Consider the following 14,264-nt stretch of genomic DNA (forward strand, 5'->3'; position numbering starts at 1 on the left):
GGGGGGTCGCTCAGTCCGGGAACATCGACGCGTCGGGCACAAACGGCCGCGGCGCGTAGCCGAACGCGGCCTGCGCCGGGGCGGGGTCGAACACCAGATCCTCGCGCATCCGCGCCACCGCCCCAGCCGGCAATCCCTGCAACTGACCGGCGCGATGCGCCAGCTGCAACGCCACTTCGAACAACGGCGCCGGCAGCAGCAATAGCCGTGGCCGCGGGGTCAGCGCCGCCAGCGTGCGCGCGACCATGTCGCGATAGCGCAGCGTCTCGCCGCCGGGCAAGGCGTAGGCCTGGCCGGCTGCGGCCGGCGCATCGACCGCAGCCAGCGCCGCGGCCGCCAGGTCGTCGGCATGCACCGGCTGACGCAGGCCACGCGCATCGATGGGCAGCACGAAGAGGCCGCGGCGGCGCGCAAGCGCGACCACGCGCGCCAGGTTGTGCGCGCTGCCGGGCCCGTAGATCAGCGTCGGCCGCAACAACGTCGCCGCCGCGCCGCGATCGCCGGCGGCCGCGAACAAGCGCGTCCCGGCCTCGCGCAGCCGTGCCGCCAGCGCGCGTTCGTCGGGGTCGGCCGCAGCCTGCTTGGTCGCGTCGCTGGTGGATCCGAACGCCACCACGCGCGGGCTCTCGGGGCCAGTGGCCGCATACCAGATCGAGAAATGGTCCAGCGGCCCACAACTGAAAACGGCATCGAAGCGGCCGGTCAGCTCTGGCATCGCCTGGAAGCCGCCCAGATGCCAGCGCAGGCCCGGTTGCGACGGACGGGCCTCGCGCGAGACCGCATCGACCGTCCAGCCAGCGGCGAGCAGCCGCGCCACCAGCGCACGCCCGATCGCGCCACTGCCGCCCAGCACCAGTGCATGCCTGTTCATGTCCGTCCGCCGTGGAGAGGCGGCCGGCCCCGGGAAGACGCGAACGGCGCGGAGCATGCTGACATCCTCACAGCATAGCCGGCAAAATCCACGAACTGTTCGCGCGCATCGGTTAGACTGCTCGGCCCTTGCGCGCTCCGCCGGCTTTCTGGCCGACCGCCTCCACAAGGAGTCCGATGCTCGAACTGTTGTTGGCCCTGCCCTTCGTGCTGGCGCTCGTCGTCGCCCTCTCGGCGCACGCGTCGCGTCGCACCACCGCCTGGCTCGCCGGCTTCGTGCCGTTGCTGGGACTGGCGGTATTGGCGGCAGTGGCTGGCGACGTGTTCGACGGCACGATCCTGCGCACCGGCTACGAATGGATCCCCGAGGCCGGGCTCGACTTCAGCCTGCGCATGGACGGGCTGGCCTGGACCTTCGCATTGATGGTGCTGGGCATCGGCGGGCTGGTGGTGCTCTACGGCGCCTACTACCTGTCGCCCAAGGACAGCCCACGGCGGTTCTTCACCTACCTGCTGCTGTTCATGGGTGCGATGCTGGGCATGGTCCTGGCCGGCAACCTGCTGCTGCTGGCGGTGTTCTGGGAGCTGACCTCGATCAGCTCGTTCCTGCTCATCGGGTTCTGGTCGCATCGCCAGGACGCCCGCCAGGGCGCGCGCATGGCGCTGACGATCACCGGCCTGGGCGGCCTGGCGCTGCTGGGCGGCGTGCTGCTGATCGGGCGCATCGTCGGCAGCTACGACCTCGATGCGGTGCTCGCGGCTGGTGACACGATCCGCGCCAGCCACCTCTACCCCGCGGCGCTGGCCCTGGTGCTGCTGGGCGTGTTCACCAAGAGCGCGCAGTTCCCGTTCCATTTCTGGCTGCCGCAGGCAATGGCTGCGCCCACACCGGTATCGGCCTATCTGCACTCGGCGACGATGGTCAAGGCGGGCGTGTTCCTGCTCGCGCGGCTGCACCCCGCACTGGCGGGCACTGACCTGTTCTTCTATGTCGTCACCGGCGTCGGCGCGACGACGCTGCTGGTCGGCGCCTGGTTCGCGATCTTCCAGCACGACCTCAAGGGGCTGCTGGCCTACTCGACGATCTCGCACCTGGGCCTGATCACGCTGCTGTTCGGCCTGTCGACCGACATGGCCGTGGTGGCCGGCCTGTTCCACATCCTCAACCACGCCATGTTCAAGGCCTCGCTGTTCATGGCGGCGGGCATCATCGACCACGAGGCCGGGACCCGCGACATGCGCCGGCTCGGCAACCTCCGGCGCCTGATGCCGATGACCAGTGCCCTGGCGATCATCGCCTCGCTGGCGATGGCGGGGATTCCGCTGCTCAACGGCTTTTTGTCCAAGGAAATGTTCTTCGCCGAGGCGCTGGAGATCGGCGGGCACGGCACGATGCGGCTGATCATCAGCGGCGCCGCGCTGCTGGCCGGCGTGTTCGGCATCGCCTACAGCCTGCGCTTCGTGCACGACACGTTCTTCGGCAACGGGCCACGCGCGCTGGATGTGGTACCGCACGAGCCGCCGCGCTGGATGCGCATCCCGGTCGGCGTGCTCGCGGTGCTGTGCGTGGTGGTCGGCATCGTGCCCGCGCTGACGGTGCAGCCGCTGCTGCGCACGATGGTCGCCGGCACGCTCGGCGATGCCGCGCCCACATTCAGTCTTGCGGTCTGGCACGGAGTGAACCTGCCGCTGCTGATGAGCGTGGCCAGCCTGGTGCTGGGCGTGGCGCTGTACTTCGGCCTGCGCCGGCTGCTCGACTTCCATGCGGTGGTGACGCGCTCGATCGGCCGGCACGTGTTCCACGTCAACATCGAACGGCTGTTCTCGCTGGCGCGCGCCTTCACCGCCCGCGTGGCCAATGGCCGCCTGCAGCGCAGCCTGCTGGGCCTGCTGCTGGTCGCGTTGCTGCTTGCCGGCTGGCCGCTGGTCGGCGAGATCGGCGAGATCCTGTCGGCGGCGCCACGCTCGCAGACCATGCCGGCGATCGGCTGGATCCTGTGGACGCTGCTGGTGGCCGCGTCGATCGGCACGGTGCTGGTGCACGGCAAGCGGCTGACCGCGCTGATCGTGATCGGCGGCGTCGGCCTGACCGTGAGCCTGATGTTCGTCTACCTGTCGGCGCCGGATCTGGCACTGACCCAGCTGCTGGTGGAGATGGTCACCATCGCGCTGATGATGATGGCGCTCAATTACCTGCCCAAGCAGTCGAAGGTCGCGCGTACGCCGCTGCGCAAGGTCCGCGACGTGGCGATCTCGCTTGTCGCCGGCGGCGGACTGGCGACGCTGGCCTACGCGATGATGATGGCGCCGGTGGACACGATTTCCGGCGAACTGCTGGTGCGCTCGCTGCCCGAGGCCTACGGACGCAATGTCGTCAACGTGATCCTGGTCGACTTCCGAGGCTTCGATACCTTTGGCGAGATCACCGTGTTCGGCACCGCCGCGCTGGTCGTGCACGCGTTGCTGCGCTGGGCGCGGTTGCAGCCCGATGAAGTGATGCCCGGTCCGCCGGTGCACCTGCCGATCGCGGCCGACCTGACCCAGTTGCTGTTCCCGCTGGCGCTCACGGTGTCGATCTACCTGTTCCTGCGCGGGCACAACGCGCCCGGCGGCGGTTTCATCGCCGGCCTGGTGTTCGCAGTGCCGGTGCTGGTGAAGTACGTGCTGCAGGGCGCGCGCGCGGTCGAGGCGACCTTCGGCTTCGACTACCTGCGCGGCATCGGCATCGGCCTGCTGCTGGCGGTGATCGGCGGCGTGGGCTCGTGGTGGTTCGGCCTGCCGTTCCTGACCAGCGGCCACATCGATCTGAACCTGCCCGTGGTCGGCCTGCTGCCGCTGGCCAGCGCGCTGGTGTTCGACACCGGCGTCTACGTGGTGGTGTTCGCCGGCACGCTGCTGATGCTCTCGACGATGGGCACGGTCAAGCAACGCCAGGCCAGTGAGGAGACGCCCTGATGGAATTCGCGATCGCCAGCGCCATCGGCGTGCTCGCCGCCTCGGGCGTGTACCTGCTGCTGCGCGCACGCACCTTCGACGTCATCCTCGGGCTGACGTTGCTGTCGTATGCCACCAACCTGCTGATCTTCTCGTCCGGCCGCATCGTGGTCGGCAAGCCGCCGGTGCTCGGCGATGGCCTTCCCGAGACGCTGGCCAGCTACACCGATCCGCTGCCGCAGGCACTGGTGCTGACCGCGATCGTGATCGCCTTCGCGATGACCGCGGTGACCGTGGTCGTGGCGATGCGCGAGCATTCGGATCTGCATACCGACCACGTCGACGGCGAAGAGCCCGACGACGAGCGGCGCGGGGGCGGGCGATGAACCACATCGCGATCGCGCCGATCCTGGTGCCGCTGATCACCGGCGCCCTGCTGTTGCTGCTCGAGCGCCGGCATCGCGCTTCGACGCTGCGACTGTGGGCGTGGCTGGGCATGGCGGTCCTGCTGGCGGTCAGCGTCGCGCTGCTGCTGCAGGTCCAGCGTGAGGAGATGCTGGTCTACCTGCTCGGCGACTGGCCTGCCCGGCTGGGCATCGCACTGATGGTCGATCGCCTCTCGGCGATGATGGTGATGACCACCACGCTGCTCGCCATCCCGTGCCTGCTCTACGCCTGCGCCGGCTGGGACAAGCGCGCGCTGCACTTTCATGCCTTGTTCCAGGTCCAGCTCGCGGGCCTCAACGGCTCGTTCCTGACCGGCGATCTGTTCAACCTGTTCGTGTTCTTCGAGGTGATGCTGATCGCCTCCTACGGCCTGCTGCTGAGCGGCGCGCGCGGTGCGCGGATCAAGGCCGGCATGCACTACGTGGTGTTCAACATCGCGGCATCCACGGTGTTCCTGCTCGCGCTTGGCCTGCTCTACGGCTTGCTGGGCACGTTGAACATGGCCGAGCTGGCGGTGCGCGTGGCCCAGGTGCCGCCCGAAACCGCGCCATTGGTGCGCGCCGGCGCCGGCTTGCTGCTGCTGGTGTTCTGCGCCAAAGCCGCGCTGCTGCCGCTGTACCTGTGGCTGCCGGAAGCCTATGCACGGGCACCGGCGGCGGTGGCGGCACTGTTCACCATCATGACCAAGGTCGGCCTGTACGCGATCCTGCGTGTCTTCACCCTGGTGTTCGGCGCCGATGCCGGCCTGCTCGCCGACCTCGCCTGGCCGTGGCTGCTGCCGGCGGGTGCGGCGACGATGGTGCTGGCCGCACTCGGCGTGGTCGGTGCGCCGCGACTGCGCATCGGCGTGGCCTACCTGGTGCTGTTGTCGGCCGGCATGCTGTTCGTCGCGTTCGCGCTCGCCAACCGCGGCGCGATCTCCGCCGGCCTGTACTACCTGCCCCACAGCGTGTTCGTGACCGCGGCGCTGTTCCTATTGGCCGACATCATCCAGCGCCACCGCGGCAGCACCGGCGACTATCTGATGCCGATCGCCTCGATGCCCGGCAAGACCGTGCCGGCGCTGTTGTTTCTGGTCGCGGCGATCTCGGTCACCGGCCTGCCGCCGCTGTCGGGCTTCATCGGCAAGCTGCAACTGCTCAACTCGGTCCCCGAGTCGGTCATCGGCTGGGTCTGGGCCGCGATCCTGGTCAGCAGCCTGATGGCGATCATCGGCCTGTCGCGTAGCGGCACGCGGCTGTTCTGGCGCGTCGATCCGGTCCCCGAGGGCACAGCGCCGATGCCGCTGCGCCGCTCGGAAATCGCTGCGACCATGCTGCTGCTCGGCTACGGTGTGGCGATGACGCTCTTCGCCGGGCCGCTGCTGCGCTACACCGATGCGACGGCTGCACAATTGCTCGATACCGGCGCGACGGTCGAGCGCGTCGGCGGGACCACACCGTTGATCCGGGAGCCCTCGCGATGAAGCGCCGTCTGCTGCCGTCGATCCCGCAAAGCCTGACGGTCTTTCTCTTCTGGCTGTTGATGGCCGAGGACTTCAGCCCCGCCAACATCGTCATGGCGCTGCTGCTGGCCTGGTTGATGCCGCTGCTGGCCTCGCGGATGGAACGCGAGTTCGCCCAACTGGGCCGCCTGCGCGGCGTCTGGGCGCTGGGCGCGCGCGTGCTGTGGGACATCGTGGTCGCCAACATCACCGTCGCCCGTCAGGTCCTCGGCCCCCGCGACAAGCTCAACTCCCAGTTCGTCTGGCTGCCGCTGGACCTGACCAACATCCACGGTATTTCCGCGCTGACCAGCCTGATCACGCTGACGCCCGGCACCGTATCCGCGGAACTGTCGGAAGACCGCCGGTTTCTGTTGATCCACTGCCTGAGCACCGACGATCCCGACGCGCTGGTCGCCGAGATCAAGGACCGCTACGAGGCCCCGCTGCGGGAGATCTTCCCATGAACGGCAATCCCCTGATCGAACTGGCCATCATTGCCGGCATGCACCTGGTCGGCATCGCCATGCTGCTGTCGACGTGGCGGTTGCTGCGCGGGCCCACCGCGCCCGATCGCATCCTCGCCCTCGACACGCTCTACGTCAGTTCGATCGCCCAGCTCATCCTGTTCGGCATGCTGATGGATACCGAAATCTACTTCGAGGCGGCGCTGATCATCGCGATGCTCGGCTTTGTCGGCACCGTGGTGCTCAGCAAGTACGTGATCCGCCGGGACGTCGTCGAATGAACATCGTCCTCGACCTCGTCATCGCGCTGTTGCTGCTGGTGGGGTGCTTCTTCACCCTGCTCGGCGCGATCGCGCTGCTCAAGCTGCGCGACTTCTTCCAGCGCGTCCATGGCCCGGCCAAGGCCAGCACGCTGGGCGTGGGCTGCATCCTGTTCGCCTCGATCCTCTACCACTCGGTCAACGAGAGCGGCGTCCACCCGCGCGAACTGCTGATCACGGTGTTCCTGTTCCTGACCGCGCCGATCAGCGCGCACCTGATGTCGCGCGCCGCGTTGTCGTTGATGGACGACCGACCGCCGCATCCCGGGCGCACGCCCGATGCGAGCCAGCGCGTCGTCGACGACGAGGATCCGGCACCGCCCGAGCGCGACTGAGCTTCCTTCAGCCGCGCGTTCGGGCGATACCCGTGCTTTCAGCCGCAGCCTTCGACGTAGTCGATCTGCGGCGGCACGCCGATGCGCCACTCGGTGACCTTGCCGGCTGCATCGGTCTCGAACACCAGGGCCTTGTCGCCCTCTGCGACACGCAGCGTCTGCGCGCCTTCCACGTACTTGTGCGGCGAGGCTTCGACGCGCCCGCCGTAGAGGCGCTCGATCTCGGCCCGATCCATGCCGACCTTGCCGCCGCCCGGGGCGGTGTAGCCCTCGTTGCGGACATCGATCCGGACGAAGCGATCGCCTTCGATCATGAAGCCGAGCCGGTAGTCGGTCGTGCCGATCGGCTGCGGCTTGAGGATGTAGCAGCCGCCCGGCTCCGAGGGCGCCGCATCGCCGAGGTCGTTGCCCCAGGACATGCGCACGTCTTCTTCGGTACCGCCGAAGGCGGCCGGTCCGAAGCCGTCGAATGTGATCACACCATCGACCACCTGCGGAATGTTGGTGCCCGGCGCGTGCGCGGAAGCGGGCGCCGCGTCGGTGCCTGCGGCCTGCACCGGCGGCGAGCCTGCGGGCGCGGGGTCGGCGGCCTGTGGCGTGCGGGCATCGGTCTCGGGGCCGGCAGCCGGCGCGGGCGAGCGGTCACCGCAGGCCGATAGCGCGAGCGCAAGCAGGGCGACAGCAGGCAGGGTCTGCTTCATGGGCAACTCCACGAGAAAAAGACCGCGCCAGCGTCCGCGAGCCCGTGTGAATGGGCTGCGAACTGCGCGCCGACCGCAGCCGATACGCAATCGGCACGGCCAGGCGCTACCGCCGCACTTGCCGTCCTGCATCGACCGCCGTTGCAGGCGGGTGCCCTGCGCTAACGCGGCGGCACGAACCGGCGCTCCAGGCCCGCCCAGACGGTCTGGTAGTCCGCTTGCCGATGCGCGGCTTCGAGCGCCTGCATCGTCGGTCGCAGCACCCCGCGGGTCTCGAACATGAAGGCCATCGTGTCGGCGATCACGTCGGGCTTGGAGAGGTCGGCGACGCTGGCCTTGTCGAACGTGGCCGCGTCCGGCCCATGACCGCTCATACAGTTGTGCAGCGAACAGGCGCCGGGCGAGAAGCCGTCGGCCTTGGCGTCGTACTGGCCGTGCACCAGGCCCATGAACTCGCTGGCGACGTTGCGATGGAACCACGGCGGCCGGAACGTGTGCTGCGCCACCAGCCAGCGCGGCGGGAAGATCGCGAAATCGAGATTGGCGGTGCCGGGGGTGTCGCTGGGCGAAGTGAGCACGGTGAAGATGCTCGGGTCCGGGTGGTCGAAGCTGATCGAGCCGATCGTGTTGAACCGGCGCAGGTCGTACTTGTACGGCGCGTAGTTGCCATGCCAGCCGACGACGTCGAGTGGCGAGTGCCCGATCGACGCCTGCCACAGATGCCCCTGGAACTTGGCGATCAGCGAAAAATCGCCCTCGATATCCTCGTAGCGCGCGACCGGAGCCAGGAAGTCGCGCGGATTGGCCAAGCCGTTGGCGCCGATCGGCCCGAGGTCAGGCAGGCGCAGCGCACGCCCCTGGTTCTCGCACACGTAGCCGCGGCTCGCCCCGTCGGGCAGCTCGACGCGGAAGCGGATGCCGCGCGGAATCACCGCGATCTCCTGCGGTTCGACCTCGAGTGTGCCGAGCTCGGTCGCCACCACCAGGCGGCCCAGCTGCGGCACCAGCAACAACTCGCCATCGGCGCTGTAGAAGAAGCGGTCGGTCATCGAGGTGTTGGCGGCGTAGACGTGGATGCCGACACCGTCGTAAGCGCCAGCGCCGCCGCTGCCACCCATCGAGAACAGGCCATCGACGAAATCGACCGGGGTCTCGGGCAACGGGATCGGGCTCCAGCGCAATTGCTCGGGCGTCACCGGGCCGCGATCGAAGCCGTCGTGGAAGCGCGGCTGCACGAACGGCGCGAAGCGCCCGTGCAGCACCGCCGGGCGGATGCGATACAGCCAGCTGCGCCGGTTCTCGCCGCGCGGCGCGGTGAACGCGGTGCCCGACAGCTGTTCGGCGTAGAGCCCGTGCGCGACGCGCTGCGGCGAGTTCTGGCCGACCGGCAGCGTGTCCGGCTCGGCCTGGGTCGCGAACTCGTTGCCGAATCCGGACATGTAGTCGAGCACCGGGCGCGGCTGCACCGCGGTTTGCGGCATCGGGATGATCGTGTCGTCGATCGTTGCGTTCATCGCTTCACCTGGAGGATCGTTGCCATCGCCGCGCGGCGCGGGCACGGCGTCAAGCCGCACGCACCCCTCGCCGCCGATCGGTCGTCACGCGGTGCCGCGCCCCGGCGCCCGCTGGGCGCCAGCGCGCGGCGTCACAGCACGCCGCGCTTCATCTGGTCGCGTTCGATGCTCTCGAACAGCGCCTGGAAATTGCCCTCGCCGAAGCCCTCGTTGCCCTTGCGCTGGATGATCTCGAAGAAGATCGGACCGAACGCGTTCTCGGTGAAGATCTGCAGCAGCTTGCGCTGCTTGGTCTCGGGATCGGCATCGATCAGGATCTTGTTCCGGCGCAGTCGCGGCACATCCTCGCCATGATTGGGAATGCGCTGGTCGATCACGTCGAAGTAGGTGTCGGGCGTGTCGAGGAAGGTGATGCCGTGCTCGCGCATCTTCTCGATCGAGCTGTAGATGTCGTCGGTGAAACAGGCGATGTGCTGGATGCCCTCGCCCTTGTAGGCGTCCAGGTACTCGTTGATCTGCGACTTGGGATCGCTGGACTCGTTGAGCGGGATGCGCACGATGCCGTCGGGCGCGGTCATCGCCTTGGACACCAGGCCGGTCTTGCTGCCCTTGATGTCGAAGTAGCGGATCTCGCGGAAGTTGAACAGCTTCTCGTAGTAATCCGACCACTTCTGCATGTTGCCGAAGTAGAGGTTGTGCGTGAGATGGTCGATGAAGGTCAGACCGAACCCGACCGGGTTCTGGTCGGCGCCCTCGACCGGCACGTAGTCGTCGCCGTAGACCGAACCCGCATCGCCGTAGCGATCGACCAGATAGAGCATGCAGTCGCCGATGCCCTTGACCACCGGCGCATCGACCGCCTTGGTGGATTCACGCGCGCCGATCGCCTCGCCGCCGTTCTCCAGCACGCGTCCGTAGACCTCGTCGGCCGGCCGCTTGAACCGGATCGCAAAGCCGCAGGCCGAGGGGCCGTGGGCCTTGGCGAAGTCGGCCGCAAAGGAGTCGGGGTCGGCGTTGAGCAGGAAGTTCACCCCGCCCTGGCGGTACACGGTGATCGGCCGCGACTTGTGCTCGAGCACCGCGGTAAAGCCCATGTTGCGGAAGTACGCGTGCATGGCATCGGCCTGGCCTGCCGGCGCGGCGAACTCGACGAATTCGAAGCCGTCGATGCCCATCGGGTTCTCGAACGTGGTGACGTTCATGCCCAGATTGGGGCCGGTGTGTGCGGGGGCGCTCATGGGATACTCCGTGGCGTGACGATGGCTTGGATGCCCGTTTATAGTTTCAGCTGCAACCACTTGCAAGGCGCACCGCACCATGACGCAGCCGGTATCCCCTGTCGCTGGAGACGGGCAGACCCCTGAACACGCCACGCTCGACCTGGAAACGTTCCTGCCCTACCGGCTCAGCGTACTGACCAACCACATCAGCCGCGGGCTGGCGGACATCTATTCCGAGCGGTTCGGCATCAGTGTCACCGAGTGGCGGGTCATCGCGGTGCTCGGCCGCGACCGCGGGCTGTCGGCGAACGAAGTGGCCGAACGCACCGCAATGGACAAGGTCGCCGTCAGCCGCGCGGTCGCCCGGTTGCTCGAGCGCGAATTGCTGTTGCGCGGCATGCACGACAGCGACCGCCGACGCTCGGTGCTCGCGCTCAGCCCCGCCGGCGAAGCGGTCTACGACGTCGTGGCCCCGCTCGCGCTGGAGTACCAGCAGCGGGTGATGGCGCCGCTCGATGCCGACGAGCGCGCGACCCTGCTCCGGCTCATGGACAAGCTCGAGGCGTCGCTGGCCGGCTGATCGTCGGCGTAGGAACGAAAACGGCGGCCCGAAGGCCGCCGTTTTGCTGTCCGGCCCGGCCGGTTACTTCACGCCGTGCATCAACCGGTTGACCAGCGGGGCGATCACGAACAGCAGCACGCCGGCACCGGCCAGCGCCCAGAAGCCGAACGTATAGCCGGCCTGCGCCGAGGCGGCGGTCATGCCGCTTTCGCCGCTGACCTGACCGGCGAAGATGCCCGCCAGGTTGTTGCCGATCGCGATCGACAGGAACCAGCAGCCCATCGCCATGCCGGCCACACGCGAGGGCGCGAGCTTGGTCGTCATCGACAGACCGATCGGCGACAGGCACAGCTCGCCGATCGACTGGATCACATACACCGCGAACAGCGTCCAGAACGGAATCTTGCCGTTGCCGTCGACCATGCTGTTGAGCGCGATCATCAGCAGCAGAAATGCCAGGCCGTTGAAGATCAGGCCCAGACCGAACTTGCGCGGGATCGACGGATTGGCCCGGCCCATCTTGACCCACATCCAGGCCATGATCGGCGCGAAGGTGATGATGGCGATCGAGTTGACCGACTGGAACCACTCCAGCGGGAAGGTCCAGCTGCCGAACTCGCGATTGACGATGCGGTCGGCGAGGAAGGTGAACGAGCTGCCGGCCTGCTCGAAGAACATCCAGAACAGCACGTTGAACACGAAGATGATCAGCATCGCGATCACCTTGTCGCGCGCCATCTTGCCCTCGCGGATGCCCTCGACCAGCAGCATCACCGCCGGCACCACGAACAGCGCCATCAGGATCGCCTGCAGCGCGCTCGCGTCGATGGTGAGCAGGAAGTAGAACAGCGGGATGCCGATCGCGGCGCCGAGTACGGCCACCAGACCCACGCGTGCGAGGCCTTCCTGGCCCGGATCCGGCAGGCCGATGCCCTTGAGCTGGCTGCGGCCGGCCCAGAACCACACCAGGCTGATCACCATGCCGATGCCGGCGGCGATGAACACCCACTGGTAGTGCGGGTCGGTGTCGGTGCCGAACACCTTGCGGGCCAGCCAGCCGGTGACCACCGGGGCGATCATCGCGCCGATGTTGATGCCCATGTAGAAGATCGTGAAACCGGCATCGCGGCGTGCATCGCCCTGCATGTACAGCTTGCCGACCATGGTCGAGATGATCGGCTTGAACAGGCCGTTGCCGACGATGATCGTCGCCAGACCCAGCTTGAACAGCGGTTCGCTTGGCGAGGCCAGCATGAACAGGCCCAGCGCCATGAACATCGCACCGAGCAGGATCGAACGCTGGAAGCCGATCAGCTTGTCGGCGACGTAGCCACCGAAGATCGCGCCCGCATAGACCAGCGCGAGGTAGGCGCCGTACATCTCGCTCGCCGGTCGCTCGCCGGCGGCATCGCCGCCGTGGAACTGCGCGACGATGTACAGCACCATCGCCCATCGGATGCCGTAGAACGCGAAGCGTTCCCAGAATTCCGACATGAAGAGCATCCACAGCGGGCGTGGATGGCCGAGTACCTGGGGGAACTCGGGCGGATTGACGGGCGGCGGCGGTACGGCCGCGACTTTGGGCTCGACGACGTCGGCGCTCATGAAGATCCTTGCATAGGGAAGCTGGGACGACCCGGTCGGACGGGCCGCCGGGGAGCGGCGAGAATCCCAGCCCGGAGCCCGGGCGTCAACGTGGCGTCAACGCCCGACCGGGAGGACTTTTGCACCTCGCCCCTGTTCAGCCAGAGGGATACTCGTAGCTCGCGCCCAGCCCCAGCGGGATGCCCAGCGCCCAGAACGCCAGCAGGAACGCGGTCCACAGCACCGACAGGGCGATCGAGTACGGAATCATGATCGACACCAGCGTGCCGATGCCGGCCGCGGTCACGTAGCGCTGGCAGAACACCACGATCAGCGGGAAGTACGGCATCAGCGGGGTCAGGATCGTCGTCATCGAATCGCCGACCCGGTACGCCGCCTGGGTCAGGTCCGGCGACACGCCCAGCTGCATCATCAACGGCACCATGATCGGTGCCAGCAGCGCCCACTTGGCCGAAGCCGAGCCGATGAACAGGTTGACCACGCCGGTCATCAGGATCAGGCCGATGATCGTCAGCCACATCGGCAGCCCCAGCGCCTTGAGAAAGTCCGCGCCCTCCACCGCCATCAGCGTGCCCAGGCCCGAGCCGTTGAACGCGGCCAGGAACTGCGCGATGAAGAACGCGATGACGATGTAGTAACCCATGCCGCTCATCGACTTGGTCATCGCCGCGATGACATCGCGGTGCGAGCGGACCGTGCCGGCGACGGCGCCGTAGACCACGCCTGGCAGCAGGAACAGCACGAAGATCAGCGCGACGATCGACTGCATCACCGGCGCGGCCGCGACCAGCAGTGGATGGCTGCCCTCGGGCACCGCATCTGCCGGCGCGCGCCACGGCGAGGTCTCGGGCATCAGCGTCAGCGCGAACAGCAGGGACGCGACGAGCATCGCGACCACGGCCCAGGTCAGGCCACGCTTCTCGGCCGCGCTCAGCGGGTCCATCTTCGGCAGATTGGCCGGGTCGCCGTCGACGACCGTGCGCGCCAGCCGCGGCTCGACGATGCGGTCGGTGACGAACCAGCCGATCGCGATGATCAGCAGGCTCGAGGCGGTGGTGAAGATCCAATTGTTGAGCGGGTTGATCGTCAGCGCCGGGTCGAGGATGCGTCCGGCTTCCTGGGTGAAACCGGCCAGCAGCGGATCCAGCGACGAGGGCACCAGCAGCGTGGCCGAAAATCCGCCCGACACGCCGCAGAAGGCGGCGGCGATTCCGGCCAGCGGATGACGCCCGGCGGCATAGAAGATCACCCCGCCCAGCGGGATCACCAGCACGTAGCCAGCATCGACCGCGACGTGGCTGAGCACCGCGACCGCGACCAGCGCCGGCGTCAGCAGCATCTTCGGCGTCACCGACAGCACGCTGCGCAAAGCCGCGTTGATGAAGCCGGTATGTTCGGCCACGCCCAGCCCCAGCATCGCGACCAGCACCACGCCCAGCGGCGCGAAGCCCAGGAATACGCGCACCATGTTGGCCATGAACGCGGTCAGCGACTCACCCGAAAGCTGGTTGACGATCTGGATCGGCGTGCCGCTGCGGGGATCGATCGCAGCGAAGTCCACCCCCGACAGTGCCCACGACAGCGCCCACACCGCGAGCATCAACAGCAGGAACAGCATCGCCGGATCCGGCAGCCGGTTGCCGGTGCGTTCGATCGTGTCGAGAAGACGGGCGACGATGCCGCGCGGTGCGACGGTGTCGGACGAAGGCTGGCTCATGCGATGGAGTCCCCTGCAAAGCGTGCGATCGCGCATCCTAGCAGCACGTCACGGCCCCACGTCGGCAGGCGGCCTGCGTCCGCAGGCGC

Annotated in this window: 13 protein-coding genes; 7 read left to right on the top strand and 6 right to left on the bottom strand. The window is 67.9% G+C overall.

All coding sequences use genetic code 11. The annotated features are described in order from the left end of the window. Positions 1–10: 10 nt before the first annotated feature. Positions 11–871: an NAD-dependent epimerase/dehydratase family protein gene (locus FHW73_RS15665; protein ID WP_183427694.1), complete on the bottom strand. Its 861-nt coding sequence runs from the start codon at positions 869–871 to the stop codon at positions 11–13. Positions 872–1,047: 176 nt separating this feature from the next. Here FHW73_RS15665 and FHW73_RS15670 point away from each other — a divergent pair, with 176 nt between their 5' ends. From FHW73_RS15670 to FHW73_RS15695, 6 genes are read left to right on the top strand one after another with little or no spacing between them, the layout of a single operon-like run. Next, positions 1,048–3,825, top strand: a complete 2,778-nt coding sequence (locus FHW73_RS15670) for a monovalent cation/H+ antiporter subunit A (RefSeq protein WP_183427695.1) — start codon at positions 1,048–1,050, stop codon at positions 3,823–3,825. Continuing rightward, positions 3,825–4,190 carry a Na+/H+ antiporter subunit C gene (locus FHW73_RS15675; protein ID WP_183427696.1) on the top strand — a complete coding sequence of 122 codons (366 nt, stop codon included), beginning with the start codon at positions 3,825–3,827 and terminating at the stop codon, positions 4,188–4,190. Before FHW73_RS15670 ends, FHW73_RS15675 begins: the two co-directional genes overlap by 1 nt. Next, a complete protein-coding gene (locus FHW73_RS15680; protein WP_183427697.1) occupies positions 4,187–5,716 on the top strand; it encodes a monovalent cation/H+ antiporter subunit D in 1,530 nt (509 codons plus the stop codon). The genes FHW73_RS15675 and FHW73_RS15680 overlap by 4 nt, the downstream gene beginning before the upstream one ends. Further along, on the top strand, positions 5,713–6,201 hold the full coding sequence (locus tag FHW73_RS15685; RefSeq protein WP_183427698.1) for a Na+/H+ antiporter subunit E: 489 nt from the start codon (positions 5,713–5,715) through the stop codon (positions 6,199–6,201). The genes FHW73_RS15680 and FHW73_RS15685 overlap by 4 nt, the downstream gene beginning before the upstream one ends. Continuing rightward, positions 6,198–6,482 (top strand): K+/H+ antiporter subunit F, encoded by a 285-nt coding sequence (locus tag FHW73_RS15690; protein ID WP_183427699.1) that lies wholly within the window; start codon positions 6,198–6,200, stop codon positions 6,480–6,482. Before FHW73_RS15685 ends, FHW73_RS15690 begins: the two co-directional genes overlap by 4 nt. Beyond that, complete coding sequence (locus FHW73_RS15695; RefSeq protein ID WP_183427700.1) at positions 6,479–6,856, top strand: Na+/H+ antiporter subunit G; 378 nt, start codon at positions 6,479–6,481, stop codon at positions 6,854–6,856. The genes FHW73_RS15690 and FHW73_RS15695 overlap by 4 nt, the downstream gene beginning before the upstream one ends. 38 nt (positions 6,857–6,894) lie before the next feature. Here the strand turns inward: FHW73_RS15695 and FHW73_RS15700 are convergent, their stop codons facing one another. The 3 genes from FHW73_RS15700 to hppD all read right to left on the bottom strand — a co-directional run bounded on the left by FHW73_RS15700 (position 6,895) and on the right by hppD (position 10,309). Then, a complete protein-coding gene (locus FHW73_RS15700) occupies positions 6,895–7,557 on the bottom strand; it encodes a lectin (RefSeq protein WP_183427701.1) in 663 nt (220 codons plus the stop codon). Between the two features lie 161 nt (positions 7,558–7,718). Then, positions 7,719–8,996 carry a homogentisate 1,2-dioxygenase gene (hmgA, locus tag FHW73_RS15705; RefSeq protein WP_345776203.1) on the bottom strand — a complete coding sequence of 426 codons (1,278 nt, stop codon included), beginning with the start codon at positions 8,994–8,996 and terminating at the stop codon, positions 7,719–7,721. Positions 8,997–9,202: 206 nt separating this feature from the next. Further along, positions 9,203–10,309, bottom strand: coding sequence for a 4-hydroxyphenylpyruvate dioxygenase (hppD, locus tag FHW73_RS15710; protein WP_183427703.1), 1,107 nt, complete (start codon positions 10,307–10,309; stop codon positions 9,203–9,205). A gap of 79 nt (positions 10,310–10,388) precedes the next feature. Here hppD and FHW73_RS15715 point away from each other — a divergent pair, with 79 nt between their 5' ends. Further along, positions 10,389–10,871, top strand: coding sequence for a MarR family winged helix-turn-helix transcriptional regulator (locus tag FHW73_RS15715; RefSeq protein WP_183427704.1), 483 nt, complete (start codon positions 10,389–10,391; stop codon positions 10,869–10,871). 63 nt (positions 10,872–10,934) lie between these two features. On the opposite strand, the gene FHW73_RS15720 is transcribed toward FHW73_RS15715, so the two are convergent. Together FHW73_RS15720 and FHW73_RS15725 are read right to left on the bottom strand one after the other, a co-directional pair. Further along, complete coding sequence (locus tag FHW73_RS15720; RefSeq protein WP_183427705.1) at positions 10,935–12,458, bottom strand: oligopeptide:H+ symporter; 1,524 nt, start codon at positions 12,456–12,458, stop codon at positions 10,935–10,937. Between the two features lie 136 nt (positions 12,459–12,594). Beyond that, entirely contained in the window at positions 12,595–14,175 is a 1,581-nt protein-coding gene (locus tag FHW73_RS15725) for an AbgT family transporter (protein WP_183427706.1), read from the bottom strand. Between the last annotated feature and the right edge of the window lie 89 nt (positions 14,176–14,264).

The sequence above is a fragment of the Luteimonas sp. RC10 genome (assembly GCF_014192745.1).
Classification (GTDB): domain Bacteria; phylum Pseudomonadota; class Gammaproteobacteria; order Xanthomonadales; family Xanthomonadaceae; genus Luteimonas.